The sequence below is a fragment of the Streptomyces fildesensis genome (assembly GCF_016107395.1).
Classification (GTDB): Bacteria; Actinomycetota; Actinomycetes; order Streptomycetales; family Streptomycetaceae; genus Actinacidiphila; species Actinacidiphila fildesensis.
This window is the reverse complement of record NZ_JAAIKO010000001.1, coordinates 188,247-214,839: the sequence shown is the minus strand read 5'-3', so window position 1 is coordinate 214,839 and position 26,593 is coordinate 188,247. Positions and strand designations below refer to the sequence as shown.

The following is a 26,593-nucleotide window of genomic DNA, read 5'->3' as shown; positions in this document are numbered from 1 at the left end:
ACGGGGAATAACCGGCGGTGGCCGTCCGCGGCAGCCGTCAGTGGTGGCCGGCGGCCGTCAGTGGTGGCCGTCCGTGCCGTGCAGCGGGAAACCGGCGATACCGCGCCAGGCCAGCGACGTCAGCAGGTTGACGGCGGTGTCCCGGGGGATCTGGCTGTTGCTGGAGAGCCAGTAGCGGGCCACGACCTGGGAGACGCCGCCGAGGCCGACGGCCAGCAGCATCGACTGTTCGCGGGGCAGCCCGGTGTCCTCCGCGATGACCTCGCAGATCGCCTCGGCGCACTCCAGCGAGACCTTGTCGACGCGCTCGCGGACCGCGGGCTCGTTCGTCAGGTCCGATTCGAAGACCAGCCGGAAGGCGCCGCCCTCGTCCTCCACGTACGCGAAATAGGCGTCCATGGTCGCCTCGACGCGCAGTTTGTTGTCGGAGGTGGAGGCCAGTGCGGTACGCACCGCTTGCAGCAGTGACTCGCAGTGCTGGTCGAGCAGCGCCAGATACAGCTCCAGCTTGCCCGGGAAGTGCTGGTAGAGCACCGGCTTGCTGACGCCGGCCCGCTCGGCGATGTCGTCCATCGCGGCGGCGTGGTAGCCCTGGGCGACGAACACTTCCTGGGCCGCGCCCAGGAGTTGTTCGCGGCGGGCCCGGCGGGGCAGGCGGGTGCCGCGCGGGCGTGCCTGAGTGTGCTCGATGGCTGTCACGCCGCCTCCCAATCTGTTGAAGGAACACTGCGGGTGCCATCGTACTTTTCGGTAACGGGGCTGTGCGCGGTGCGAGAGCACATTCTCACTACCTGGAACCTTTCAGCGATAGTCCTCCTCGTCCAGGTTGACGACACGACGTTGTTCCGCGACGTCCGCGGGATCGGCGGACGCGACGGGCGAATCGGAGTCCTCCCCGGCCGGGACGTCGTCGCGGTGGACGACATCGGTGTGCTGCTCGGCGGCATCGGCTTCGGGGGTTTCGATGTCCATCTCGATGGCCGGATCGTCGGCGGCGGCCTCGAATTCATCCTCGGAAATCTGGACTTCGTCGGACACGGTGACTCCCTTCCTTACTGTCGAGCGTAGGAGCGCGGGGTCCTGAGCGCAGCCTGTGAGGGCGAACACACAGGCGCATGCGTGATCGTCTCGTAACATTGCCCCATGTCCTCGACGGAGTCTCCTCAAGCTGCGATCGCTCCCGCAGCCGTCCCCCCGCAGGGGCCGCGGCTCGGACCAGGGGAAACGCAGCGAAATGTGAGCCTGCCCGGTCTCTCTCTGGTGGTCCGCGAGCGGACCTCGGAGCGCGACGGACTCGAACCGGCCGTTCTTGTGCACGGACTGGGCGGTTCGTCGCAGAACTGGACACAACTGATGGACCGGCTGGCCGACCGGCTCGACAGTCAGGCACCGGATCTGCCCGGCTTCGGCTTCTCGCCGCCGCCGGACGACGGTGACTACTCGATCGCCGGACACGCCCGGGCGGTGGTCCGGCTGATCGAGTCCGGCGAGCGGGGTCCGGTCCATCTGTTCGGCAACTCGATGGGCGGCGCGGTGGCGACGAAGGTCGCGGCGGCCCGTCCCGACCTGGTCAGGACGCTGACACTGGTCTCGCCCGCGCTGCCGGAGCTTCCGCCGCAGCGCACCGCGTGGCCGACGGCGTTCGTCTCGATGCCGGGGATCCCGGCGCTCTATCTGCGGGCGACCAAGGACTGGCCGGCCGAGCGGCGGACCCAGGAACTGCTCACGCTGTGTTACGGCGACGCCTCGTCGGTCGGTGACCGGGCGCGGGCGGAGGCGGTCGAGGAGTACGAACGGCGGATCGCACTCCCGTACTTCTGGGATGCGATGGTCCGTTCGACACGGGGCATCGTCAACGCGTACACCTTGGGTGGACAACACTCTCTGTGGCGGCAGGCGGAGCGGGTACTCGCGCCGACGCTGCTGGTCTACGGGGGGCGCGACAAGCTGGTCTCCTTCCGGATGGCGCGGAAGGCGTCCCAGGCGTTCCGCGACTCCCGGCTGGTGACGCTGCCCGACAGCGGGCACGTCGCGATGATGGAGCACCCTGACGTGGTGGCACGGGCCTTCCGGGACCTGCTCGATCAGACGGACGGTCACGCGGTGAACGAAAAGACGGGCGCTCGCGTAATGAACGACACGACGAGCGACGCGGCGAGCAGGAGCTGATTGAGGGCGTGGGGAAACACAGCGCGGGCGGCGGCCGGCAGAGCCGCGACAACGACATATCGAGCACCCTCGGTGGCGGTCGTGCAGGCCAGGGCCGCAGACGCCGGGGTGACGTCGGCGTTCCCGTCTCCGTCCCGTCCCAGGCTCCGGCGCCGGGCGCCCGCTACGACGGCGGTTACGTCGTCGGCGACCACCCGGACTCCCGCCCGCACCCCGAGCACCGTGAGCACGCCGCCTGGGGCGCCCAGGACGGCTGGGCGGCGGAGAGCGGCCGTGGCCGGAGCACCGGCTACCGGCCGGACGAGCTCCCGGACCCGTACGACACGGGTCAGTGGCAGACGTTCGACGAGCCCGTCCTCCCCGTCCCGGATCCGTACGACACCGGTCAGTGGCAGACGTTCCAGCAGTCCGTCCACCCCGTCCAGGACCCGTACGACACCGGCCAGTGGCAGACGTTCGACGAGCCGGTCCTCCCGCCGCAGTCCTTCGAGGCCCCGCCCGGCCGCCGGATACCCCGGCAGCGCATCGAGCAGGAGACGGTTCCGGAGCCGGAGCCGGAGCCCGTCCTGGACTCCGACCTGCCGGAGGCCACGGCCGCCGACACCGGCCGGAAGAGCGGTGGCAAGGGCCGTACGTTCACCGGGATCGCCGCCGCCGCGGTGGTGACCGTGCTCGCCGTGGTCGTCGCCGGGCAGGTCGGCAGCGGTGGCGCCGGACACAGCGAGGCCGGGGCCTCCGACGGCGCGACCCGCGACGGCAGCGACGCGGCCTCACGGTCGAAGGACCGTCCGACGCCCGGCGTCGCACCCTCCAACGCACCCGCCGTGGCCGTCGCCGGCTACGACCAGCTGATGGCCAGGCAGTACCCGCTCGACGCCAAGCTGGCCCTGAGCGGCCAGTTCCAGACGATGCCGGGACACGACCCGGCGCCGGGCAAGGGGAAGGTGCTGCGCTTCCGGGTGGACGTGGAGAAGGGCCTGCCGCTCGATTCCGCGCTCTTCACCCGGACGGTCTTCACCACCCTGAACGACGACCGGAGTTGGGGGCACGGCGGGACCAAGACGTTCGAGCGGGTGTCATCGGGCCCCGTCGACATCGTCGTCACGCTCGCCAGCCCCGGCACCACTGCTAAGTGGTGTGCGAAATCCGGCCTGGACATCACCGTTGACAATGTGTCATGTGACGCCGCGTCCACCGAGCGCACCATGATCAACGCGTTCCGCTGGGCACAGGGCGCCGTCACGTTCGGCCCCGACCGGATGCACGAGTACCGGCAGATGCTCATCAACCACGAGGTCGGCCACCGGCTCGGGCACGGCCACGTCGGCTGCCCGAAGGCGGGCGAGCTCGCGCCGGTCATGATGCAGCAGACGAAGTTCCTGTCGCTCGACGGCGGCCCCACCTGCAAGCCCAACGCCTGGCCGTTCCCGAAGGCCTGACCAGCGGTTTCGACCGCCTGAGCACGAATGATCCCGCCGACCGGATTTTGACATCGGCGGGATCGTCGTTCACTCTTCTCCCATGTCGCACCGCCACGCACCCGAGGACGCCAGCATCAAGCTGGTGCTCATCGGCGTGGCCGAAATCTGCGTAGCCGACATTCTCTGTCGGTGACCCACGGTTCGGTCGCGTAGAGGCTTTCCGCCTCCGCCCCGAGCTGTCCATCCGTGGGCAGACGCACCCCCCTGAGTTCGAGCCATTTCTCCGTTGAGGGGAAGCGGCTGCTGCTGCCCGCGGGTATTCGTTGAATCCTGCCGTCATACCTCGCAGCCGCGAAAGGCCGATCTCTCATGCGTCAACTGTCCCTCATATCCCGCCGCGTGGCAGCGGTAGCCGTTGGTCTGGCCCTCGCCGGAGGGGCCGCCGCCTGCGGCCCGAAGGACAGCGGCGGCGCCAAGGCCTCCACCGACGCCAAGCCCGCCAAGGGCGGCACCCTCTACGTGCTGAACAACCAGGCGCAGGAGGACTTCGACCCGGCCCGCCTGTACACCTCGGGCGGCGGAAACGTTCCCTCGCTGGTCTACCGCACGCTCACCACCCGCACCCGGGCCAACGGCGCCGAGGGCTCGAAGGTCGCCGCGGACCTGGCCACCAACACCGGCGAGCCGAGCAAGGACGCCACCGTCTGGACGTACCACCTCAAGGACGGCCTGAAGTACGAGGACGGCTCGCCCATCACCACCGCCGACATCAAGTACGGCATCGAGCGCGCCTTCGCGGCCGAGCTGTCCGGCGGCGCGCCCTACCTGCGCGACTGGCTGATCGGCGGCGCCGCGTACCAGGGCCCGTACAAGGACAAGAACGGACTGGCCTCGGTGGAGACGCCGGACGCCAGGACGATCGTGTTCCACCTGAACAAGCCCGAGGGCGAGTTCCCGTTCCTGGCCACGCAGACCTCGTTCGCCCCGGTGCCGAAGGCGAAGGACACCGGCACCAAGTACGCCGAGCACCCGGTCTCCTCGGGCCCGTACAAGGTGATCAAAAACGAGAACAACGGTGAGCACCTGGTGCTGGAGCGCAACCCCAACTGGTCGGAGGCCACCGACGACCAGCGCAAGGCGTACCCGGACAGCATCGACGTCCAGTCGGGTCTCGACCAGGCTGTGATCAACCAGCGGCTGTCCACCGGCACGGGCAAGGACGCGGCGGCCGTCACCACCGACACCAACCTCGGCCCGGCCGAGCTGGCCAAGGTCAACGGTGACAAGGCGCTCGCGAGCCGGGTCGGCACCGGCCACTTCGGCTACACCGACTACATCGCCTTCAACCCGAAGGTGAAGCCGTTCGACAACCCGAAGGTGCGCCAGGCCATCGCGTACGCGGTCAACCGCACCACCGTGGTCAACGCGGTCGGCGGCTCCTCGCTCGCCGACCAGGCCACCACGTACCTGCCGGAGCAGGCGTCCTTCGGCTACACGCCGTACGACCCGTTCCCGGCCGGCAAGACCGGGGACCCGGTCAAGGCCAAGCAGGTGCTGGCGGAGGCCGGCTACCCGAACGGGATCACCGTCTCGCTCACCCATGACGTCACCAAGGCCGACGAGCAGGGCCCCGAGGTCGCCACGGCCGTCCAGGACGCGCTGAAGGCGGCGGGCATCACCGTCAAGCTCGACGGCCAGGAGCACAAGGCGTTCAGCGAAAAGATCCACAACGTGTCGACCGAGCCGGGCTTCTTCCTCACCGGCTGGGGTGCGGACTGGCCGTCCGGCGGCCCGTTCCTCGGCCCGATCTTCGACGGCCGGCAGATCGTCAAGGACGGCTCCAACTTCAACAACGCGCAGCTCGACGACCCGGCGGTCAACAAGGAGATCGACGAGATCAACAAGCTGACCGACCTCAAGGCCGCGGCGGTCCGCTGGGGCGCGCTGGACAAGAAGATCGGCGAGCAGGCCGTCACCGTGCCGCTCTTCCACCCGGTCTACAAGCGGCTGTTCGGCAAGGACATCAAGAACGTCGTGATCAGCGACTGGACCGGCGTCCTGGACATCTCGCAGGTCTCGGTCAAGTGACCACCCAGGACCTGACGGCCGTCGAGGCGGGGGCGGCCGGCAACCCGGCCGCCCCCGCCCCGGGGGCCCGGCAGGTCTGGCGGCGGCTGCGCGCCCAGCGCGCGGCCGTCGCCGGGACCGCCGTCATCGCACTCCTCGTCCTGGTGGCGCTCGCCGCACCCCTGCTGAGCGCCATCGAGGGCCAGAACACCACGGCCTACCACCCCGAGCTGGTCGACTCCGCCTCCGGCGGCGTACCGCTCGGCTCCTTCGGCGGGATCAGCGGCGACCACTGGCTCGGTGTCGAACCCGGCACCGGGCGCGACATGTTCTCCCGGCTCGTGCACGGCGCCCAGATCTCGCTGGCCGTCGCACTCGGCGCCACCCTCGTGCAGATCCTCGTCGGCGTCGGCACCGGCCTCGCCGCGGGGCTCGGCAACCGCTTCGTGGACAACCTGCTCAGCCGCGTCACCGACGTCATGATCACCATGCCCGCGCTGGTCTTCGCCATCGCGCTGATGGCCGTGGTGCCCGACAGCTTCCCGCGCCCGCTGCTGCTGGCGCTCATCATCGGCTTCGTCGCGTGGGGCAGCATCTCCAAGCTCGTCAGGGCCCAGGTGCTCAGCCTCAAGTCCCTGGACTACGTGGCGGCCTCCCGGCTCGCCGGCTCCGGCACCTGGCGGATCGCCCGCCGTGAACTGCTGCCGTCACTCGTCGCACCGGTCATCACGTACGCCGCCCTCCTCATCCCGGCGAACATGGTCATCGAGTCCGGGCTCTCGTTCCTCGGCATCGGCGTGAAGCCCCCCACCCCGTCCTGGGGCCAGATGCTCTCCAGCGCCAACACCTGGTACGAGGCCGATCCCGCGTACGTGCTGCTGCCCGCCGCGATGCTGTTCATCAGCGTGCTCGCCTTCACCGTGCTCGCCGACGGCATCAGGACCGCCCTCGACCCCCGCGCCGCCAGCCGGCTCCGCATCGGCACCGGCCGCAAGCGCGAGGAGGCCGCGTCATGATCCGCTTCCTGCTGCGCCGCACGGTCTCCGCCGCGGTGGTTCTGCTGGTGCTGGCCGTCGTGCTGTACGCCGTGTTCTACCTGGCGCCCGGCGACCCCGCGCAACTGTCCTGCGGGCCCAAGTGCTCGCCCGCCCAACTCGTGCAGATCCGCGAGCAGATGGGCCTGAACGACTCGGTGTACGTACAGTTCTGGCACTTCCTGCAGGGCATCGTCACCGGTCACGACTACAGCACCGGCACCGGTACGGTGCACTGCTCCGCGCCCTGCTTCGGCCAGTCGTACCGCACCGGCGAACTCGTCAGCGACATCCTCGTCGCCAAGCTGCCCGCCACCGCCTCCCTCGCCATCGGCGCGATGGTGCTGTGGCTGCTGCTCGGCATCGGCACCGGCGTGCTGTCCGCGCTGCGCCGCGGCCGGCCCACCGAACGGCTGCTCACCGGGCTCACCCTCGCGGGCACCGCCACCCCGGTGTTCATCATCGGCATCCTGCTGCTGATGCTCTTCTGCTCGGTGCTGCAGTGGCTGCCCTACCCCTCCTACGTGCCGTTCACCGACGACCCGCAGCAGTGGGCCTGGAACCTGCTGCTGCCCTGGCTGGCGCTCGCCCTCGTCGAGTCCGCCAAGTACGCGCGGCTGACCCGCAGTTCCATGCTGGAGACGCTCGCGGAGGACCACATCCGCACCTTCCGCGCCTACGGCGTCAGCGAGCGCGCGATCATCGGACGGCACGCGCTGCGGGCCGCCCTCACCCCGGTGATCGCGCTGTCGGCGCTCGACCTGGGGACGATGTTCGGCGGCGCCCTGCTGACCGAGTCGCTGTTCAACGTGCCAGGGCTCGGCCAGAAGCTCGTGCAGTCCGTCGAGCTCAAGGACCTGCCGGTCGTGGTGGGCATCGTGCTCGTCATGGGCTTCGCCGTCGTCATCGCCAACGCCGCCGCGGACGTGCTCTACGCGCTGGCCGACCGAAGGGTGGTGCTGGCATGAGCGCGGCCACCGATTCCGCAGTGGATCCCGCCGCCACGGCCGGCCTCGCCGAGCCGCTGGTGGAGGTCAGGGACCTCGTCATCGACTTCCCGACCGCGTCCGGCACCGTACGGGCCGTCGACGGTCTCAGCTTCCGGCTCGAAGCGGGCGGCGCCCTCGGCATCGTCGGTGAGTCGGGATCCGGCAAGAGCGCCACCGCGTACGCCCTGCTGGACCTGCACCGGGGGACCGGCGCGCGGACCGGCGGCACCGTACGGGTCGCCGGGACGGACGTCCTCGGCGCCGACGACACCGAACTGCGGCGGCTGCGCGGCGGCCGGGCGGCGATGGTCTTCCAGGACCCGCTCTCCTCGCTCGACCCGTACTACGCGATCGGCGACCAGATCGCCGAGGTCTACCGCGTCCATGTGAAGGCCACCCGGCGGGCGGCCCGCGAGCGGGCCGTCCAGGTGCTGGACCGGGTCGGCATCCCGGACGCGGCCCGGCGCTCGCGCGCCCGGCCGCACGAGTTCAGCGGCGGCATGCGGCAGCGCGCGCTCATCGCCATGGCGCTGGCCTGCGAACCACGGCTGCTGATCGCCGACGAGCCGACCACCGCACTCGACGTCACCGTCCAGGCCCAGATCCTCGACCTGCTGCACGAACTGCGGGCCGAGACCGGCATGGGGCTGCTGCTCGTCACCCACGACCTGGGTGTCGTGGCCGGCAGCGTCGACGACGTACTCGTCATGCGGAACGGCACCGCCGTCGAACGCGGCGCGGTGAGCGCCGTCCTGGACGACCCGCGCGAGCCCTACACGCGGGCACTGCTCGCGGCGGTGCCGCAGGTGGACGCGGCGCGGCCGGTCGTCCTCGTGAAGCAGCGGACGGGCGACGAACGGAAGGCTGCCGTGGAAGCGCCGCTTCTCGAAGCGGTCGGTCTGCGGCGGGAGTTCGGCAAGCGCCAGGACACCGTGACCGCCGTGGACGGCGTGTCGCTGACCGTCCGGCGCGGCGAGACGCTCGGCATCGTCGGGGAGAGCGGCAGCGGGAAGACCACCCTCGGCCGGATGCTGGTGCGGCTGCTCGACCCCACGGCCGGTGAACTCCGTTACGACGGCCGGGACATCGGCAAGCTCGGCGACAAGGCGCTGCGACCGTTGCGCCGCGAGCTGCAGATGGTCTTCCAGGACCCGGTCTCGTCGCTGAACCCGCGGCGCAGCATCGGCGAGTCGATCGCCGACCCGCTGCGGGCGGCGGGAGAGCTTTCGGACAAGGCGGTCGTCGAGCGGGTGCGGGAACTGCTGGAGCGGGTCGGTCTGGAACCGGACTGGTACCACCGGTACCCGCACGAGTTCAGCGGCGGCCAGCGGCAGCGGGTCGGGATCGCGCGGGCGCTGGCACCGGCCCCGAAGCTGATCGTCTGCGACGAGCCGGTCTCGGCGCTCGACGTGACGACCCAGGCCCAGGTCGTCGCGCTGCTCGGTGAACTGCAGCGTGACCTGGGGCTCTCGCTGGTCTTCATCGCGCACGACCTGGCGGTGGTGCGGCAGGTCAGCGACCGGGTCGCGGTCATGCGCGCCGGGAAGATCGTCGAGGAGGGGCCGGCGGACGCGGTGTACGACTCGCCCCAGCACGCGTACACCAAGGGCCTGCTGGCGGCCGTGCCGGTGCTCGACCCGGTCGAGTCCGCGGTGCGGCGCGCGAGCCGGAAGGGGCTCGCCGAAGTCTGAGAAACGCTTCCCGGGAGTCCGGGGAACGCTTCCTGCCGGAGCGCGGCACGGTCGCGGACAGGGTGAGTGGAGTGTGTTGTTCCGCGCACCCTAAGCGACGACAACGCGTTGTGGTGCGAGAAGTTACGACCGTTCACCCCTTCTGGTGGCGCGGCGGACAACCGTCCGTCGCGCCACTGTCGTACCGGCATACCGTCGTCGCGCCGGGCAGACGTATCCGCCCTCCCGGCCATGCATCCGGCGGACCGGCGAAGGAAGGGGGGCGTACACATGCGCATCGCGTTGCTCACCGAGGGTGGCTACCCGTACGCACGAGGTGAAGGTGGCGCCTGGTGCGACCGGCTCGTGCGCGGGCTTCCGGGCCACGAATTCGAGGTGTACGCGCTCAGCAGGTCCGAGCGGACGGAGGCCGGGGGACGGGTCGAACTGCCGTCGCAGGTACGGCGGGTGCGCAGCGAGCGCCTGTGGGGCGCGCCGCCGGAGGACGACGGCAGCCGCGGCCGGGCGGCCAGCCGGGCGCGCCGCCACCGGTTCCTGCACCACTACCGGGAGCTGGCCGCCGCGCTGGCGGGCGGCGACGAGGGATCCGCCGCGGGCCGCACCGATGACGTCATCGGCGTGTCCGGTGCGGGAGCCGACGGCTACGGAGGTGCCCGGGCGGACCGTTTCGCCTCCGGTCTGTACGGGCTGGCCGAACTCGCCCACGAGGACGGCGGACTGCCCGGGTTGCTCCGGTCCGAGCACGCGCTGCGCGCCCTGGAGGACGCCTGCCGCGCTCCCGGCGTACGACCCCTGCTGGCCACCGTCGGCGTGGCGGACCTGCTCACCGCCGCCGAACTTCTGGAACGCGCCCTGAGACCGCTGTCCGCGCCCTGGTACGAACCGGACGAGCTCGGCGCCGCCGATCTGTGCCACGCCGTCTCCGGCGGTCCCGCGACCCTTCCCGGCCTGCTGGCCAAACGGTTCTTCGGAACGCCGCTCCTGGTCACCGAGTACGGCGTCCGGCTGCGCGAGGCGCTCCTCGCGCACCGCGCCTCCGGCCTCTCCGCCGAAGTCCGCGCGCTCCTCACCGCGTTCCACCGGCTGCTCGCCGGTGAGTCCTACCGCGAGGCGGCCCTGATCACCCCGGGCAGCACCCATGCCCGCCGCTGGCAGGAACGCTGCGGCGCCGACCGCTCCCGGCTGCGGACCGTCTACCCGGGCATGGAGGCCGCCCGCTTCGCCCGCGCCGGCGAAGCCGCGGAAGCGGCCGGCGCGGACGTCCAGGGCGGGCACACCGACCCCACGCTCACCTGGGTCGGCCGCCCGGACCCGGCCAAGGACCTCATCGCGCTCCTGCACGCCTTCGACGCGATACGCACGGCGGAACCGGGCGCACGGCTCCGGATCCTGCACGTCCGCGGCGGCGTCGACTCCTACCTGGCGGGCTGCCGCACGCTGGCCGCCCAGCTCTTCCCCGACGAGGCCCAGGACGCGGTGACGGTCGGCGAGAGCCCCGTCACCTTCGAGGAGATCGGCTCACCCGGCGCACCACAGCTCGCCGACGCGTACGCCTCCGGTGACGTCGTCGTGCTGTCCAGCATCGTCGAGGGCTTCCCGCTGAGCCTCGTCGAGGCGATGTTCTGCGGCCGCGCGACGGTCTCCACCGACGTGGGCGCCGTCCGCGAGGTCATCGGCGGCACGGGGCTCGTCGTACCGCCCCGCAACCCCAAGGCGCTCGCCGACGCCTGCCTCGCGCTGCTGCGCGAGCCCGAGCGCGCCGCCCGGCTCGGCGCCGCCGCGCGCGAGCGGGCGCTCGAACTCTTCACCGTCGAGCGGTGCGTGGGCGCGTTCCGCGAGATCTATCTGGAGCTCGTCGCGCACTGTCCGGTGCGCCGCGAGCCGCTGCTCGACACCGACGGCGTGCCGCGCCCGTTCTCCGAGCCCGCCGAGGCCCATGTCCCCGGCCGCCTCACGCCCGTGCTGCCCGCCCCCACCTGGGCCCGCCGCCCGCAACCCGCGGGCTTCCCGTTCCCGGGAGGTGACCTCGCATGACCGCGACCCGAGGCTCCGCGCAGGCCGCCCTCCTCGCCCGCATCCTCTCCGACGTCCCCACCGACCCGACCCCGCCCAACGAGACCTTCCCAGGCGCCGACCTCCTCCCCCCGGCCTTCCGCCGGGCGGCCTCCGGCCCGGTGGATGATTCCGCGACCGCCGCGGAAGAGGTCCTGACCGACGGCACCGACGGCACCGACGGCACCGACGGCACCGACGGCGTCGACCGCCCGGCCGGCGGTCGGGCCGGTGACCCGGCTCCGGCCCCGGAGTCCGAGCCGGAGCGCGAACCGGAGCCGGAGCAGGAGGACGGCATCGCGACGGCCGAAGCCGCAGCCGAGGGCCTGAGCGGCTGCGTGGGTCCTTCCGACGAGGCGGATCCCGCCGCGGCCCCGGACCGCGTGAACGCGGACGACACCATCGCGTGGCCGGAACACGAAGCCGCCGCCGAAGCCGCCTCCGGGGCGGAGCCGCTCATGGAGGCGCCCAGCCGCGGACTCGACGCGGCGGGCGACATCCGTGCGCGGGTCGTGGCGGCCCTGGGCTACGGCCCGGGAACGGACGGCCGCACGCCTCTGGCGGAGCCGGCTGTGGAGGGCGGGGTGTTGTTCTCGGGGGCGCGGCCGGGGCCGGTTCTGGCGGTCGGTGGCGGTGGGGTTCCCGCCTCGGCGGCGGGTCCGAGTGGCCGGGATACCGGTGGGTCGCACGCGCCGGAGTTGCCCGTCGTTGGCGGGGGTTCGTACCGCCCGGTGGAGGCGGCTGCGGACGACCGGGTCCTGCTGTCGGAGTTGCAGCCCGAGCTGATCCTGCCGGTCGGTGAGGGCGGGGGTCTCGCCTCGGCGGCGGGTCCGGGCGCCCGGGATGGTGTCCTGCCGGATCGCGACTCCGAACCCGCCGGGAGGGCCTCGGTGGCGCGGCGGCGGGGGCCTGCTGATCCGGTGCGTGGGGTGATGCACCGGCATGAGGAGTTGTGCGCCGGGGCGGTGGATGTGCTGGAGATCGCCGCAGGGCTGGAGGCGCACGGTGTCACCGACCGGGTGGCGGGACGGTTCCGGCACCGGGACGTGTTCTCGCTCGCGGACGAGTTGTACGCCCGCGTCCCGCACGGCGCCGCGGGGGAGCGGGCCGGCGGGCAGCGGGTGGCGGCGCGGGTCGGACCGGTACGGGTCGGGCTGCTGCATGTGGTGCCCGGCGCGGGCTGCGCCGCGGCGGCCGCGTTCGTGGTGCGGTCGCCCGCCGTCGGCGCGGTGATCGCCCTGCTCGTCGCGCTGGCCACCTGGGCGGCGCTGCGACGCGGCCCGCTGCGTACCGCGAGCGCCGGCGGGGCGCTCTCGGGCGGGTGGCTGCTGGCGTTCGCGCTGTGCGGTGGTCCGCTGCTGACGAGCCTGCTCGGCGCGCCGTTCGACCCGCCCGCCGGCGGCCCGTTCGTGGCGCTGGCCCTCACCCTGGCGCCCGCCGCGTGGTGCGCCCACCGGTTCGCGCTGCGGGCGCGGGCCGAACTCACGCCGAGCCGCGGGCTCGGGGAGTTCGCCGCCCGGGTGCGCCCGCTGCTCGCCGGCACCCTCGTGCTGTATCTCGCGGTGTTGCTCGCCCTCCTGTGGGCCGCCGCCGCGCTGGCCGGTCCCGCCGGTGTCGCCGGGGCGGGCGCCCTCGGGATGCTGCTGTTCACCGCCCGGCTGCTCGCGGTGCACGGCTTCACGAGGGCGGCCGCGTGGGGGACCGGCGCGCCGGCCGCGGCCGAGGGAGCCGCGCTCGGCGCAGCCGTACTGCACCACGTGCCGGGCCTGGCCGCCGTCTCGGCCCCGGTCGAGTGGCTCGGCCCGGCGGCGATACCCGTCCTGGCCTGCGGCTGCGCCGCCACAGTCCTCGTAGTGCATGCCTTCCGCGCCCTCACCCGGGCCTCGGCGCACGGCACCGGTGCCCGCACGGGCACCCCCGCCGCCACCCACCCCCGTACGACAGACCTCCGCAACACCAACCAGGAGAAACGTTGATCACGCACCGAACGACCTCGCTCCGCCCACCGCGCGGGACAGCGCACCGGCAAGGACACCGGGTGGGGGGTGTCGGCCGATGAGAGTGCTGCTGCTCGGAGCCGATGGATTCCTCGGCCGGCACGTGGCCGAACGGCTGCTCGCCGACCCCGCCGTACAGCTGACCGCGCTGGGGCGCAGCGACGACGCCGATGTGCGGTTCGACCTGGCGAGCGGGGCGCCGGGAGCGCTGGCGCGGTTCCTGGACGCCGTGCACCCGGGCGTCGTCGTCAACTGCGCGGGCGCGACCCGCGGCGGGGCCCGGGACCTGACCCGGCACAACACGGTGGCGGTGGCGACCGTGTGCGAGGCGATGCGGCGCAGCAGCACCGGCGCGCGCCTGGTCCAGGTGGGCTGCGCCGCCGAATACGGTCCTTCGCCGGTCGGCGCGTCCACCGCCGAGGACGCGGTGCCGCGGCCGGGCGGCCCGTACGGGGTGAGCAAGCTCGCCGCGTCCGAGCTGGTGCTGGGCTCGGGTCTCGACGCGGTGGTGCTGCGGGTGTTCAGCCCGGTCGGCCCCGGCACGCCGACGAGTTCACCGCTGGGGCGGGTGGCCGAGGCGCTGCGCCGGGCGATGCAGAGCGGGGACGGCGAGCTGAAGCTCGGCGGGCTCGCCGTGCAGCGCGACTTCATCGACGTCCGTGACGTCTCGCGGGCGGTGCACGCGGCGTCGCTGTCGGCCGCGCAGGGCCTGGTGAACATCGGCTCCGGCCGGGCCGTACGGATGCGCGACATGGCGGCCGGGCTCGCGCATGTCGCGGGCTACGACGGCACCCTCCACGAGCTGGACGAGCCGCAGGTCGCGCCCGGCCCGCCCCCGTACCCCGACGGCTGCGGCATCTGGCAGCAGGCGGATGTGCGGACGGCCCGTGACCGGCTGGGCTGGCGGCCCCGCATCGGCCTCGAGGAATCGCTGGCCGACGTCTGGATGGAGGCGGCATGTCGCGTCTGACGCCGCCGCACTTCTGGGGTGCGGGGCTGCGCGACCGCTCCGGCGGGGCCGGCCCGGGAGCGGGCGGCCAGGCCCGTTCCGACCGGCTCGGCTTCGGCGTCCCGGTGAACGCGCACCCGCTGGTCGCACCGGCCGAGTGGGGTGAACTCGCCCGCCCGGGAACCCCGTTGCACTGGGTGGTGCTGAACGTGGCGCGCGGCCCCGGCACCCGGCCCGACCCGCTGTACACGGAGGCGGTGGCGCGGCTCCGGGAGAGCGGGGTGCCGGTCCTCGGTCATCTGGACGCCGGGCTCGGCGCCCGGCCGTTCGGCGCGCTCGTCTCGGACGCCTCCCACTACCTGGACTGGTACCGGGTGGACGGCTTCTACCTGGACCGCGCGCCGACGGAGCGTTCCGCGCTGAACGAGTGCCGCCGGGTGACGACGACGCTGCGGGCACTGCTGGCGGGGGACGACGGGGACAGCGCTGACAGTGATAGTGGCGACGGTGGTGACGGGCACATCGTGCTGGGGCACGGCATGCATCCGTATCCCGGGTACGCCGAGATCGCCGACCAGCTGGTGACGTTCTCCGGCCCCTGGACCCGGTACCGCTGGTCCGAGGCCCCGCAGTGGACGGCCGCGTACCCGCCGGAGCGCTTCGCGCACCTCGTCCACGGAGTGCCGCGGTCGCATCTGGTGACGGCGATGCGGATCGCCCGCTGGCAGGGCGCCGCCACCGTCTGCTTCACGGACCGCACCGACCGGGACGGCACCGACCCGTGGGAGGGGCTGGCCGGCTACTGGGACGAATCGGTGCGAACGTTACGAAAGCAGCCGCCGCCCAGTATCTGATCCCCTTCGGTCTCGCTCCTCGGACCGGGTGTCTCGGAATGAAGACCGGCGTGGCAGTGTTACGGAGAGAACCACCCGTACACCCGTATGCCTACCGATCCGGAGTCCCCGTGTCGCTGCCACCCCTGGTCGAGCCGGCTGCCGAGCTCACCGTCGACGAGGTCCGCAGGTACTCGCGCCACCTGATCATCCCCGATGTGGGGATGGACGGACAGAAGCGGCTGAAGAACGCCAAGGTGCTGTGTGTCGGCGCCGGCGGCCTCGGCTCGCCGGCCCTGATGTACCTGGCCGCCGCCGGTGTCGGCACGCTCGGCATCGTGGAGTTCGACGAGGTCGACGAGTCGAACCTGCAGCGCCAGATCATCCACAGCCAGGCGGACATCGGCCGTTCCAAGGCCCAGTCCGCGCGCGATTCCGTCCTCGGCATCAACCCGTACGTGAATGTCGTTCTCCACGAGGAGCGCCTCGAGGCCGAGAACGTCATGGAGATCTTCTCCCAGTACGACCTGATCGTCGACGGCACGGACAACTTCGCGACCCGCTACCTGGTCAACGACGCGTGCGTGCTTCTGGACAAGCCCTACGTCTGGGGCTCGATCTACCGCTTCGACGGGCAGGCGTCCGTCTTCTGGAGCGAGCACGGCCCGTGCTACCGCTGCCTCTACCCGGAGCCCCCGCCCCCCGGCATGGTCCCCTCCTGCGCCGAGGGCGGCGTGCTGGGCGTGCTCTGCGCGTCCATCGGGTCGATCCAGGTCACCGAGGCGATCAAGCTGCTCGCCGGTATCGGCGACCCGCTGGTCGGCCGTCTGATGATCTACGACGCGCTGGAGATGACCTACCGCCAGGTCAAGGTCCGCAAGGACCCGGAGTGCGCGGTCTGCGGTGAGAACCCGACCGTCACCGAGCTGATCGACTACGAGGCCTTCTGCGGCGTCGTCTCCGAGGAGGCCCAGGAGGCCGCCGCGGGTTCGACGATCACGCCGAAGCAGCTCAAGGAGTGGATCGACGACGGCGAGAACATCGAGATCATCGATGTCCGCGAGCCGAACGAGTACGAGATCGTCTCCATCCCGGGCGCCAAGCTCATCCCCAAGGGCGAGTTCCTGATGGGCACCGCCCTGCAGAACCTGCCCCAGGACAAGCGCATCGTCCTGCACTGCAAGACGGGCGTCCGCTCCGCGGAAGTCCTCGCCGTCCTGAAGTCCGCGGGCTTCTCGGACGCGGTGCACGTCGGTGGCGGCGTCATCGGCTGGGTACACACGGTCGAGCCGCACAAGCCGGTCTACTAGCGGTATCGCTGGTCGCGCATATGTTGAGGGCCCGCACACCGGAAACGGTGTGCGGGCCCTCACGTGCGTGATCAGGAGCAGGTCGTGCCCTTCGCGGGGACCGTTCCCTCCAGCAGGTAGGCGTTGACGGTCTCCGTCATGCAGGTGTTGCCGCTGTTGTACGCGCCGTGGCCCTCGCCCTTGTAGGTGATCTCGATCCCGACGTCCGGGCCGAGCCCGGCTGCCATCTTCCCGGCGCCCTCGTACGGCGTGGCCGGGTCGCCGGTGTTGCCGATGACGAGCATCGGCGCCGCGCCCGGGGCGCTGACGTCAGGCGTCTGCCAGTTGCCCGGTACCGGCCAGCCGGTGCAGGCCGGGAGGCTCCAGGCCAGGAACTCGCCGAAGATGGCGGAGGCCTGACGGAACGCGGGCAGCTTCTCGCGCACCTGCTCCTGGGTGTAACGCTGCTTGGCGTCGGCGCAGTTGACCGCCGTGTTGGCCGGCATCAGGTTGTTGTACCGGCCGTTCTGGTCCCGGCCGGCGAACGAGTCGGCGAAGGCGAGCAGCAGATTGCCGCTGCCCGTCGCCTTGGCCTCCTTGAGCGCCATGGTCAGGTACTTCCAGTCGTCCTTGGAGTACAGCGTGGCGGCGATCCCGTTCGTCGCGATGGTCTGGGTGACCTTGCGGCCGTCGTCGGTCGGCAGCGGCTTCCCGTCGAGCTTCGCCAGGAACGCGGAGATCCACTGGTCGCCGGCCTGCCGGCTGCGGCCGGCCGGGCAGTTGGCGGTGTTCTTCGCGCAGTCCGTCAGGTAGTTGTCCAGCGCGAGCTGGAAGCCCTTCGCCTGGCCGATGCCGGCCTGCTCCGGGTCGAGCGTCGGGTCGACCACCCCGTCGAGGACCGCGCGGCCCACCGTGCCCGGGAACAGATGGGCGTAGACGCCGCCGAGCTCCGTGCCGTATGAGATGCCGAAGTAGTGCAACTGTTTGTCACCCAGCACCTGGCGCATCAGATCCATGTCGCGGGCGGCACTGATCGTGTCGACGTGCGGCAGCACGTCGCCCGAGTTCTGCACGCAGGCCGCGACCAGCTTCCGCAGATCTGCCTGCTGCGCCTGTACCTCGTCGGGTGTGTCCGGGGTCCCGTCGATCTGCCGCGAGACGTCCGTGGCCCGGTCGTCCAGGCACTTCACGCCCTGGCTCTCGCCGACGCCGCGCGGATCGAAGCTCACCAGGTCGTAGCGCGACCGCAGCTTCTCGTAGTCCTTCCCGAACGACGGCAGCGCGGCCACGCCCGACCCGCCGGGGCCGCCGAAGTTGAACACCAGCGACCCGATCCGGCCGCTGCCGGTGGCCTTGGCGCGGATCATCGCGAGACCGATGGTCGGCCCGTCCGGCTTCGCGTAGTCCAGCGGCGCCTTGAGCGTCGAGCACTGCCATTCGCTCCCGGGCGCCTTGCCGTCCGTGCCCTGCGCCACACTCGGCGCCGGGCACCGCCGCCAGCTCAGCTTCTGCCCGGTCAGCGACCCGGGCAGCGCGCCCGGCGCGCCGGCCGGCGGCGTGCTGCCTGTCACGGAGGCCGTAGCCGCGGGCTTGTCGTCCGCGGCCTTCGAGTCCCCGCCCCCGCACCCCGCCGCCCCCAGCGCGATGACCAACGCGACACCCACCACCGCGTCCCGCCGCACCCGTACGTTGCTCATGGATCTCCCACCCGTCGTTCCCAATGCGCGGATGATCCCATACAGGCGGATAGGTCTGCTTGCGGTTGCGGCACGGCGGTGGGTGGCGGCGGGGCGGACGATCAGCGGACGACGCTCTGGATCTCGCGGACGGTGACGGCCTTCGGCTCGTTGATGACGCCGTTGGGCAGCCCGGTCGGCACACCGCCGTCGGAGCCGACCCAACTGACCTTCCACGTCGCGGTGACATTGAGCTGGTACGCCCCGGAGTGCTCCGTCGAACGGAGATACGTGACGCCGCAGGGCGGATTGCCGGTCGCTCCCCTGGCGTACGCGGCGCCCACCTTGCCGTCCGGGGCGATCGGGCACTCACCCGAAGCGGGGAACACGGTGGCATCGGACGTACCGGGCTCGATCCGCACACTGCTCGCCTGCGCGGTGGTCTCCGCCCAGATCTCCTGGCCGCCGCCGAGGTTCACGGACGCGCGGACCTTCACCGGCGTGTACTTCTCCCGCAGCCACACCCACGTCGGCAGGTTGACCGTCTGCGTTGTCGTCGGGCTCATGGTGATGGTCACGCCCGGGAGACGCGTGCTCGCGAAGGCGAGTTTGGAGAGCATCTCCGGGGTGATGACGTGCCTCGTCGCGCCCGGCGGCCGCTCGCCGTTCGGCACCCACAGCGGATTCTGGTCGTTGCACGACATCTGGTCGAACGCGCTGGCGGCGGGGTTGGTGGACACGGCCCACCACTGGCCCTTGCCCTCCTGCTCGATGTTGAAGTCCTTGTAGCCCTTGACGCCGGGGTAGTCGTAGCCGTCCTGGTAGTGCGCGAGGTCCATGCCCATGGCGGTGGAGAAGCTGCCGTGGACGTTGGGGGACTGCTCCTTGTAGCTCTTGGTGTACTCGTCCTTGAACTGCTGGGCGCTGTACTTGGGCCCGAACCAGCAAGGCGGCGGCGTCCAGGACGTATCGACCGAGGCGATCCGCTTGCGGCCGGGGTCGGTGGCGCCGGGTGTCACGGGAACCACCGAGTATCCGGCGGCGGCGTTGAGGTTGCGGGTGTCGTTGCCACCCGACACATGTGTCTTCGGCGGAATGGGAATCGTGTCGTTGGCGTAGCTCGTTCCCGCCGCGGAAACGACGGTGACGGCAGCGAGGGCCAGCGCCCGGCGCAGCGGTATCGAGCCACCTATTGCTTGCACTGCAGGGCACTCTCCTTCACTTCGATGGATGCCGCCTGCCACAGATCGACGTTGGGCCTGAACTTGATCAGGACGATGTCGTAGAACCTGTAGCTCTCATTGTTCTCCGGGGTGACGGCGACCTTTCCGGTCGGGATCGCCTTGCTGTACAGCTTGGCCTGGTTGTTGCAGAAGGTGACCTCGGCGGAAGTCTTGTTGGCCGCGACCTTGATGACGGGACGGTAGTAGTGGTCGGTGCCGGTGAGCGTGCTCTTGGCGTCCACATGGCGCTGGACATAGCTCTTGCCGTACACGAGCGCGCTGTCCGTCGCGTAATTGGCCAGGCCGCTCTTCGTCACGCTCTGCTTCACGACTCCGTGCACCAGTGACTGCATGAAGTTCGCCGTGGCGGCCAATGCGACCGCCTGCGTGTGGTCCGACGGCCTCGGCCAGTCGAAATTCAGCTTCAGGTCGGCGGGTAGTGCCAGGCTCGGGTCGATCGTCAACGGGGCGGCGGTCGGCGCGGCAGTGGTCGCGGCGGTGGACGGTGCGGTCGTCGGGACGCCGTCGATCGTGTCGGACGTGCCGTCGGATCCGCCCCCGCCGCAGGCGGTGAGCAGCAGGGCGGTCGCCGTCGCGAGGGCGGCGGCGGTGAGCGCTGTGGGGGCTCGCATAAAAGTGAAGGGCTCCCGGTCGGTGGGTGGGCACCGTCGGGTCAGCTCGCTGTACGTCCCCGTGGTCCCCGTACGTAGGACGTACGACGTTACCCAAGTCACGCGGGGGGATCGAGGGAGGGTCTGTGCCTAATACGTCACGTTCATGTCACTGCCGGCGAGCGGGTCGCGGGGGCCCGGCCGGACGGGCCCCCGTGACCGTCACCAGTAGCGGTTCTCGATCATCGCCTCCAGGGAGGTGCGGTGCATGATCAGGTCGTCCGGGTCGCTGGGGAGGGGGCGTTCGCCGAAGTGGATCTGGCGGTAGCCGATGCGGAGCATGACGTTGGCGTGCCGGAGGGCCGCGTACAGGGTGTGGAAGTCCAGGTCGCGGGGGGTGTGGCCGGTGGCGTCGCGGTAGCGGTCGGCGATGGCGTCGCGGGTCATGAAGCCGGGGAGGCCCGGGTAGCCGGTCTGTTCCGTCAGGTCCTGGAAGAAGCGGTGGAGGTAGATCATCCAGCCGAGGTCGAGCTCACGGGGGCCGAGGGCGGCCATCTCCCAGTCGAGGACGGCGACAGGGTCGAAGCCCGCGTAGAGGATGTTGCCGATGCGGGCGTCGCCCCAGCTCAGGACGGTGGGGCCGGGGTCGTCCGGCCACAGTTCGTCGAGCCGGTCGAAGGCGCGCTCGATGAGCGGGGAGCGGGGGCGGCCGTCGACGACCCAGTGGTAGTACTCGCGTTGGGCCGTCACATGGTCGCGCAGGGCGTCGCCGGAGGGCCCGGCCAGGAACGCGACCGGTTCCACCGGGACGGTGTGCAGCTCGGCCAGGACGTCGACGGTGGAGCGCTGGAGGTGCTCGCGGTCGGCGGGTTCGGCTTCGTAGAGCCAATTGTCGCCGTAGGTGTACGGCATGACGTCGGGCGGTACGCGGCCCTCGACGCGTTCCATGACGAAGAACGGCGCGCCGAGCGGGTCCGGGTCGGTCTCCAGCCACAGCAGGGCCGGGAGCGGGGTCTTGCTGTGCTGGGCGACGGCCTGGATGGTGCGGTACTGGCGCTCCATGTCGTACACGGGGAAGGCCGCGTACGCGTCGGGGTCCGCGGCCAGCCGCAGGACGCAGGGGCGCAGCTGCTGGCGGGCGGTGCCGGCCCGGTGCGGCACCGCGAGGTCGAACAGAACGGTCTCGCTGGACATGCCGTTGGAGGACGGGACGTGGAAGGTGCGGGTGTGCGCGCCGGGTTCGCGGGCGTGCAGCCAGGCGTCGAGCCGCTGCCGGAGGAGCTGGGGATCGCGGGTGCTGGTGGTCATGTGCGGTGCGGGGGGTGGGGTCGGGCTCGACACGGGTCCTCCTTGCGGGCCTTGCCGGACAGGGCTTCGGCTACTCCCCATTCCTTGCCGGAATCGGCGGGGAGTACGCGGGGCTGCTCCAAAGGGCTACGAGCCGTGGGCTGACAGGGTTACGGCGCCACCGAGTCGAAGCCGGTGAACCCGCTCGGGTCGTGCCGCCCGAAGCTGCCGTGCTCGAAGATGCCGTAGCCGGTGGCGCCGTCCCAGGTGAAGCGGGCCGCGTGGTCGATGACGCCGTACGCCGCCAGGCCCAGGCCCGCCGGGTCCGCCAGGTCGTACGTGCGGCGGTCCAGCCAGCCGCGGCCCTTCCACTCGCCGTGCTGCCAGTCGTCGGCCGGCGGGTAGCCGGCGCCGACCGCGAGCGGGCTGCCGCCCAGCAGTTCGACGTGGATCTCGATCGGCTTGCGGTCGGCTCCGGTGAGGTGGATGACGGCCGACTCGGGGTGCCGGCTGCCGGAGCGGTACGTGATGTCGACGTGGGCGCGCCCGAGTTGCTCGTCGGGGCGGCCGGCGTCCGCGGGGTGTACGAGGACGGCGCTGTCGAGGGTGCGGTAGCCGTCGGCGTCCTCCTGGAGGATCACCATGACGAAGCGGTCCTCGAAGCGGATCGGGATCCACAGCCAGTGGAAGCCCTCGGCACGGAACTCCTCGGCGGCCCGGCCGGGCGCCTCGCCGGGGATGGGGCGGACGCCCCAGCTGCGGTCGCGGGTGGCGGTGAAGCGGCCGCGTTCCACGGTGATCTCCTGGCCGCCGGCGCGGATCACGCCGTGGCAGCTGCCGGCCTGGCAGAACCGGTTGGCTTCGAGGAAGAGCCGGTCGCCGGTGTACTGGATGTGGTGCGGCTCCTCGACGGCCGGGAAGTCCGCCTCCCAGACCAGGTCGAAGGAGAGGCTCGAAGCCTCGTCGCCGTCCGGGTCCGCGCCGTCCGGGTCCGGTTCCTGCGGTTCGCACACCAGCCGCAGCCGTTTGAGCGGTTCCTGGACCTCGATCCGCAGCGGTCCGACCTGCTGCCGCATCCGGTCCTCGCCGAGCGCGTCCGAGGCTCTGACGGCGATGAGCCGGTCGCCCTGGAGCAGCGTCGCGTAGGCGTCGGTGACGCCGAGGTTCGGGTAGACGCCGAGGCCGGTGATGAGCAGCGCCCGGCCCTCGTGGTCGAAGACCTGGAAGATCGACCGGTCGTAGGCGTTGCGGTCACCGCTGGCGACATGGCGCATGGATCGGGCGATCTGGTGCACGGGGTACTCGTCCAGCGGAACGGGGCGTTGGGGCACGGCCGTCTCCTCCTCCTCGGTCTCCTCGGTGTCGAGAATTCCCTGACGGTACGTCAGTTATGGAGGCCGGGCCTAGATCCGTGCACGTATCACTCGGATTTCGGGCCGTACGCGGCGGCGAGCGCGGCGAACGACTCCTTCGGCTCCCACGCCAGGTCCGGATGGGCCGTTCCACGGCCCGACGGCAGCATCCTGACCACGCCGTACGCGGCCGGATCGAGGTCATGGCGCGGGCCGGGGGAGGCGGCGGGGGAGAAGCCCGTGTCGTAGTTGATGCCCTTGGCGCGCAGGGGAGTTCCTTCCGGAGGCGAGAGGGGGAGCGACGTGTGTCAGGCCGCGACGGTCTCCGTCGCCATGGCACTCGCCTCCGACGCGGCGCCTTCGTCGGCCGCCTTCACCTCGCCCGCGATCATCCGCTCGATCGGGTTGGTGGCGATGCCGCCGACCACCGCGGCGAGGAGGACGGACGCGATCAGCAGGACGGTCGACAGCCAGACCATGGTGGAGACCGGGAGGATGAAGGCCAGCACGATCCGCGCGACGCACTCGCTCAGCATGGAGACGCCCCAGATCGTGCTGAACAGCAGCTCCGCCCGCCGGAAGCGGGCGCTTCCGGCCGACAGCCGGTCCCAGGCGAGGATGTTGGCGGCCTTGCCCTTCGTCATGAACGGCTTCAGGCCGACCGACATCAGCCGCTTCCCGGTGGCGGCCGCGATCAGTACGGAGATCCCCACCACGCTGCTGAGCGCCGAGTCCTTGACGATCATCAGCCGTGCGTCGCCGGTGACGAAGCTGAGGACGATTCCCACCAGGTTGACCACCAGCATGATGCCGGCGAGCCCGTTGAACGACCGGTCCCGGGCCGCCGCGACGACGGTGCGGACAGCGGGGACGATGCTGCTCAGCATGAGCGACGCGACCAGGCCGACGCCGAAGCCGTTGTGCAGCAGGTAGTACGAACCGAGCGGCACGGCGATGTCGAGGACGAGCGGCTTCAGCATCGTGACCAGCGGGTTGGACTCCTGCTCGGTCTCAGCGGCCTTGCTCTGCGTCTGCGTCCGCGTCTCCTGCTGCACCTGCTGGACCTGCGTCATGTCCGGGCTCCTCCGTGAGAACTTCTGGTAGGAAGAGCTTCGCGCGGAGGGTGGTGCGCTCGGCAGAGCTGGATCTCCAGGCTTCGGCAGTACAAATGTCCTGGCCGGATCGCGGCGATCCGGCCAGGACATCCGTTACTTCCGTGGAGACGGCCGCGCCGTCGGATGCGCGGGCCGCACCGTCACCTCAGATCGATCGAGAAGATGCCGCGGCCGTGCGTCGCCGCGTACAGGCGCCCGTCGGGGCCCGTCCTGATCTGCAGGACGGCCACGGCGGGAAGGTGCCCCACGCGCTTCCAGCCGGTGCCGCCGGGTGCCCGGTAGATGACGCCCAGGTCGGTCGCGAGTACCAGGCCGCCGCCCGGGAGGGCGACGATGGAGTCGGACGGCACGTCGGGCATGTTCGACGAGATGTCCTTCCACGTGGTGCCGCCGTCCGTGGACTCGAAGACATGGCCGACACCGGCACCGGGACCTTCGGTCCAGTGCCGGGAGAAGCCATTGACCGCGAGGTACACGTGGTCGGCGTTCCTCGGGTCGATGGCGAAGCCGGAAAGGTATCGGTTGGGTACGGTGCCGTCCGCCCCGGTCGCGGGGAGGTCGATCTGGTGCCAGCCGGTGCCGTCCGCGTTGCCGACGGCGATGCCGCGCGTGAAACCCTGGTTGTTGCAGGGGCCGCACCACGCCGCGTAGACCTTGCCGCCGGAAGCGGCCACCGCGGTGGCGGTGTGGCCCTCTCCGAGGTCGAAGGCGTTGGTCCACTCGCCGGAGCTGCGGATCGCGTAGCCGTGGCTCTGCGTCCAGACGTGCCGGCCGCCGGCCACCCAGGCGTTGCTGTTCCTGATGTCCGCCGCGAGCGGGGCGATGAAGCGGGCCTCCCCGGTGGCGTTGTCGGCCGGGGCGACGGAGTACGAGGTGGCCTTCGTCGGGTCGGTGGTCCATGAGCCGTCGTTCACGGCACAGTTCTGGGTGACCTGAACCGCCAGATAGACGTATTCCTGGGCGATGTTGCAGCCGTTGGCCGGGTCGGTGATCGTGTCGGCGCCGTCGCCGCCGAAGTTGGAGCCCATGACGGTGTCGTGCGGACGCAGAACGGACTGCCCGTTGTCCTGCAGGCCGCCGTTGACCGCCACCCCGCGGAAGGCCGGGTCCTTGCCGATGCCCACCGAGTAGTACTGCAGGGTGTCGATGGTGCCGTCATTGAGCGAGGCCCAGTCCGTGGCATGACCGGACGAGTCCTGCGCGCCGTTCACCGGGCGGCGGTAGACGCCACCGTCGTTGCCCGCGTAGAAGTACGTTCTGCCGTGGTAGCTGCCGATGGCGGCCGCGTGCTGGTCCGGGTGGACGGTCTGGCTGCAGGCGCCGGTCTGCCGGGACGGATCAATGCTCCAGCAGGGGAAGTTGAAGTTCCAGTACGGTCCGACGGCCGACCAGGTCGCACCGGCGTTCGTCGTCTCGAAGACCTCTTCCAGACCGGCGTAGAGGTGGTCCGCGTTGTGGGGGTCCACCTGCAGAAACTGGTTGTACCAGGCCTGCACGCCCGGCATGAAGCCACTGCTGTTCAGCGCCGATCCGGCGGCGCTGAGGGTCGGATAGTCCGCGATCCGGGTCCACGGACCCAGCGGAGAGCCGGACTTGGAGGTGTAGATCCCCGCCAGCGAGCTGTCCGGATTGGCGGCCTGCTGAGCGGGGGACTGGTCGATGGCGTAGTAGCGCGAACCGTCGGCCGAGCGGGCGAAGGTGACGTTGCCGACGTCGGTCGCGGCGGTCGGCAGATCGCCGAGTGACGTGACGCGTTGCCAGCTCCCGCCGGTCTTCGCGTAGAAGCCGTTGTACGTGTCGCCGCTGCGCCAGCCGACGGCGAGGACCACCCGCGAGGGATGCTTCGGGTCGATCGCGACGTCGTTGGCGATGTTCTTGTACGGCGCGGACGGGTCGTTCGCCTGCGAACCTCCGGGCAGGAAGTCCGGATTGGGGGCGAACTCCAGTTTCCAGGGGCCGCCGGTGTGGCTGACGGAGTGGCTCCACACGCCGCGGCTCGTCGACGCCCACACCGTGTCGCCGCCGAAGCGCAGGGTGTGGACGGTGGTGTTGTCCAGTTCCTTGCCGCCGACCCGGCTGTACGCCGAGAACGTGCCGTGCCGCGGATCGGACAGCAGGTACACACCGCTGCCGAGGTAGGCGTCCGCGTTGGTCGTCGCCTCGCCGGTGCCCAGCCAGAGCCTGCCCGCGCTGTCCAGCGCGAGTGCCCCGGTGGCCTGGGCGGGCAGGGCGTCGCTGATGGCCTGCCAGTTGCCGCCGCCGGTACGGGATCTCCACACCCCGCCGCCCGCACTGCCCTCGTAGACATAGCCGGCGTTGTCGGCGACCAGGGCCGCGGTGCGGCCGGTGACGTTGCCGGCGCCGCCACTGGAGTTGGAGTCGATGTCGCGGTAGCGCGGATCGTCGGCGTTGTAGACGAGACCGGTGTCGTGCCGCCAGGTCCCGCCCGTGTTCGGGAGGGCGTTGAGGGCCGCCCAGGCGGCACCGTACGCGCCGGGCTGGATGACGCCGGGGGAGGTGCGGGCCTCGGCGAACTGATCCGCACCCTCGGCTATCTCGTCGGCCTCACCGCCCTCGTCGCCGTCGGTGGCGGCCGTGGCGGCACGTGCGAGGGTGCTGGTGACGGAGTGCGGTCTGGGGCTGCCGTGGCCGGGTGCGGCTCCGGCGGGTACCGCGATGAGCGCGGCTGTCGCGGTGATGGCGCAGATCGTGAGCCATCGCCTCTTGCGGGTTGGTGCCGACATCAGTTCCTCCCCGGTGGAGCCCGGATGGGCCGGTGCGAAGGTGTGCACGCCAGACCCGACCACGGGAGGGGGAGGAAGAGATGCTGAAAGGAGG

The 26,593-nt window shown here is 71.3% G+C and carries 21 protein-coding genes; 12 read left to right on the top strand and 9 right to left on the bottom strand.

What is annotated here, in order from left to right:
- Positions 1–57: 57 nt before the first annotated feature.
- Positions 58–699, bottom strand: coding sequence for a TetR/AcrR family transcriptional regulator (locus tag C6N31_RS00875; RefSeq protein ID WP_138350982.1), 642 nt, complete (start codon positions 697–699; stop codon positions 58–60).
- A 102-nt stretch (positions 700–801) separates the two neighbouring features.
- Positions 802–1,038 (bottom strand): Rv3202a family protein, encoded by a 237-nt coding sequence (locus C6N31_RS00870; protein ID WP_138350981.1) that lies wholly within the window; start codon positions 1,036–1,038, stop codon positions 802–804.
- A gap of 105 nt (positions 1,039–1,143) precedes the next feature.
- Between C6N31_RS00870 and C6N31_RS00865 the strand changes: the two genes are divergently transcribed.
- The 12 genes from C6N31_RS00865 to moeZ all read left to right on the top strand — a co-directional run bounded on the left by C6N31_RS00865 (position 1,144) and on the right by moeZ (position 16,512).
- Positions 1,144–2,169 carry an alpha/beta fold hydrolase gene (locus C6N31_RS00865; protein WP_138350980.1) on the top strand — a complete coding sequence of 342 codons (1,026 nt, stop codon included), beginning with the start codon at positions 1,144–1,146 and terminating at the stop codon, positions 2,167–2,169.
- Positions 2,170–2,177: 8 nt separating this feature from the next.
- A complete protein-coding gene (locus tag C6N31_RS45835) occupies positions 2,178–3,608 on the top strand; it encodes a DUF3152 domain-containing protein (RefSeq protein ID WP_244809396.1) in 1,431 nt (476 codons plus the stop codon).
- Positions 3,609–3,690: 82 nt separating this feature from the next.
- Positions 3,691–3,783 carry an Ms4533A family Cys-rich leader peptide gene (locus C6N31_RS46025; protein ID WP_368860151.1) on the top strand — a complete coding sequence of 31 codons (93 nt, stop codon included), beginning with the start codon at positions 3,691–3,693 and terminating at the stop codon, positions 3,781–3,783.
- Positions 3,784–3,959: 176 nt separating this feature from the next.
- Positions 3,960–5,678 (top strand): ABC transporter substrate-binding protein, encoded by a 1,719-nt coding sequence (locus tag C6N31_RS00855; RefSeq protein WP_198357005.1) that lies wholly within the window; start codon positions 3,960–3,962, stop codon positions 5,676–5,678.
- The gene (locus C6N31_RS00850; RefSeq protein ID WP_381586396.1) at positions 5,675–6,673 is read left to right on the top strand and encodes an ABC transporter permease; all 999 of its coding nucleotides are present in this window, start codon (positions 5,675–5,677) and stop codon (positions 6,671–6,673) included. The genes C6N31_RS00855 and C6N31_RS00850 overlap by 4 nt, the downstream gene beginning before the upstream one ends.
- Entirely contained in the window at positions 6,670–7,659 is a 990-nt protein-coding gene (locus C6N31_RS00845; protein ID WP_164295271.1) for an ABC transporter permease, read from the top strand. Before C6N31_RS00850 ends, C6N31_RS00845 begins: the two co-directional genes overlap by 4 nt.
- Positions 7,656–9,371, top strand: a complete 1,716-nt coding sequence (locus tag C6N31_RS00840) for an ABC transporter ATP-binding protein (RefSeq protein ID WP_198357004.1) — start codon at positions 7,656–7,658, stop codon at positions 9,369–9,371. The genes C6N31_RS00845 and C6N31_RS00840 overlap by 4 nt, the downstream gene beginning before the upstream one ends.
- A 270-nt stretch (positions 9,372–9,641) precedes the next feature.
- Entirely contained in the window at positions 9,642–11,405 is a 1,764-nt protein-coding gene (locus C6N31_RS00835) for a DUF3492 domain-containing protein (protein WP_198357003.1), read from the top strand.
- Positions 11,402–13,399: a hypothetical protein gene (locus C6N31_RS00830; RefSeq protein WP_198357002.1), complete on the top strand. Its 1,998-nt coding sequence runs from the start codon at positions 11,402–11,404 to the stop codon at positions 13,397–13,399. The genes C6N31_RS00835 and C6N31_RS00830 overlap by 4 nt, the downstream gene beginning before the upstream one ends.
- 79 nt (positions 13,400–13,478) lie before the next feature.
- A complete protein-coding gene (locus C6N31_RS00825; RefSeq protein ID WP_138350974.1) occupies positions 13,479–14,390 on the top strand; it encodes an NAD-dependent epimerase/dehydratase family protein in 912 nt (303 codons plus the stop codon).
- The gene (locus tag C6N31_RS00820; RefSeq protein WP_138350973.1) at positions 14,378–15,223 is read left to right on the top strand and encodes a spherulation-specific family 4 protein; all 846 of its coding nucleotides are present in this window, start codon (positions 14,378–14,380) and stop codon (positions 15,221–15,223) included. Before C6N31_RS00825 ends, C6N31_RS00820 begins: the two co-directional genes overlap by 13 nt.
- A gap of 110 nt (positions 15,224–15,333) precedes the next feature.
- A complete protein-coding gene (moeZ, locus tag C6N31_RS00815; RefSeq protein ID WP_138350972.1) occupies positions 15,334–16,512 on the top strand; it encodes an adenylyltransferase/sulfurtransferase MoeZ in 1,179 nt (392 codons plus the stop codon).
- A 71-nt stretch (positions 16,513–16,583) separates the two neighbouring features.
- Here moeZ and C6N31_RS00810 read toward each other — a convergent pair whose 3' ends face one another.
- The 7 genes from C6N31_RS00810 to C6N31_RS00780 all read right to left on the bottom strand — a co-directional run bounded on the left by C6N31_RS00810 (position 16,584) and on the right by C6N31_RS00780 (position 26,499).
- Complete coding sequence (locus tag C6N31_RS00810; protein ID WP_138350971.1) at positions 16,584–18,188, bottom strand: alpha/beta hydrolase; 1,605 nt, start codon at positions 18,186–18,188, stop codon at positions 16,584–16,586.
- Positions 18,189–18,289: 101 nt separating this feature from the next.
- Entirely contained in the window at positions 18,290–19,369 is a 1,080-nt protein-coding gene (locus C6N31_RS00805; protein ID WP_138350970.1) for a hypothetical protein, read from the bottom strand.
- On the bottom strand, positions 19,357–20,022 hold the full coding sequence (locus tag C6N31_RS00800) for a hypothetical protein (protein ID WP_138350969.1): 666 nt from the start codon (positions 20,020–20,022) through the stop codon (positions 19,357–19,359). The genes C6N31_RS00805 and C6N31_RS00800 overlap by 13 nt, the downstream gene beginning before the upstream one ends.
- 201 nt (positions 20,023–20,223) lie before the next feature.
- The gene (locus C6N31_RS00795; protein ID WP_138351084.1) at positions 20,224–21,309 is read right to left on the bottom strand and encodes a phosphotransferase family protein; all 1,086 of its coding nucleotides are present in this window, start codon (positions 21,307–21,309) and stop codon (positions 20,224–20,226) included.
- A gap of 149 nt (positions 21,310–21,458) precedes the next feature.
- On the bottom strand, positions 21,459–22,619 hold the full coding sequence (locus C6N31_RS00790; protein WP_138350968.1) for an Rv3169 family protein: 1,161 nt from the start codon (positions 22,617–22,619) through the stop codon (positions 21,459–21,461).
- 329 nt (positions 22,620–22,948) lie between these two features.
- Positions 22,949–23,713, bottom strand: coding sequence for a VC0807 family protein (locus C6N31_RS00785; protein WP_232484653.1), 765 nt, complete (start codon positions 23,711–23,713; stop codon positions 22,949–22,951).
- 182 nt (positions 23,714–23,895) lie between these two features.
- Positions 23,896–26,499: a glycosyl hydrolase gene (locus C6N31_RS00780; RefSeq protein WP_198357001.1), complete on the bottom strand. Its 2,604-nt coding sequence runs from the start codon at positions 26,497–26,499 to the stop codon at positions 23,896–23,898.
- Positions 26,500–26,593: the final 94 nt, after the last annotated feature.

What these genes read in the sequence shown, in the direction of transcription:
- C6N31_RS00835 (WP_198357003.1), top strand. Translation starts at nt 9,642, where the DNA reads ATGCGCATCGCGTTGCTCACCGAGGGTGGCTACCCGTACGCACGAGGT.
- C6N31_RS00830 (WP_198357002.1), top strand. Translation starts at nt 11,402, where the DNA reads ATGACCGCGACCCGAGGCTCCGCGCAGGCCGCCCTCCTCGCCCGCATC.
- C6N31_RS00820 (WP_138350973.1), top strand. Translation starts at nt 14,378, where the DNA reads ATGTCGCGTCTGACGCCGCCGCACTTCTGGGGTGCGGGGCTGCGCGAC.
- C6N31_RS00840 (WP_198357004.1), top strand. Translation starts at nt 7,656, where the DNA reads ATGAGCGCGGCCACCGATTCCGCAGTGGATCCCGCCGCCACGGCCGGC.
- C6N31_RS00800 (WP_138350969.1), bottom strand. Translation starts at nt 20,022, where the DNA reads ATGCGAGCCCCCACAGCGCTCACCGCCGCCGCCCTCGCGACGGCGACC.
- C6N31_RS00855 (WP_198357005.1), top strand. Translation starts at nt 3,960, where the DNA reads ATGCGTCAACTGTCCCTCATATCCCGCCGCGTGGCAGCGGTAGCCGTT.
- C6N31_RS00810 (WP_138350971.1), bottom strand. Translation starts at nt 18,188, where the DNA reads ATGAGCAACGTACGGGTGCGGCGGGACGCGGTGGTGGGTGTCGCGTTG.
- C6N31_RS00845 (WP_164295271.1), top strand. Translation starts at nt 6,670, where the DNA reads ATGATCCGCTTCCTGCTGCGCCGCACGGTCTCCGCCGCGGTGGTTCTG.
- C6N31_RS00785 (WP_232484653.1), bottom strand. Translation starts at nt 23,713, where the DNA reads ATGACGCAGGTCCAGCAGGTGCAGCAGGAGACGCGGACGCAGACGCAG.
- C6N31_RS00780 (WP_198357001.1), bottom strand. Translation starts at nt 26,499, where the DNA reads ATGTCGGCACCAACCCGCAAGAGGCGATGGCTCACGATCTGCGCCATC.
- C6N31_RS00825 (WP_138350974.1), top strand. Translation starts at nt 13,479, where the DNA reads ATGAGAGTGCTGCTGCTCGGAGCCGATGGATTCCTCGGCCGGCACGTG.
- C6N31_RS00795 (WP_138351084.1), bottom strand. Translation starts at nt 21,309, where the DNA reads ATGACCACCAGCACCCGCGATCCCCAGCTCCTCCGGCAGCGGCTCGAC.
- C6N31_RS46025 (WP_368860151.1), top strand. Translation starts at nt 3,691, where the DNA reads ATGTCGCACCGCCACGCACCCGAGGACGCCAGCATCAAGCTGGTGCTC.
- C6N31_RS00865 (WP_138350980.1), top strand. Translation starts at nt 1,144, where the DNA reads ATGTCCTCGACGGAGTCTCCTCAAGCTGCGATCGCTCCCGCAGCCGTC.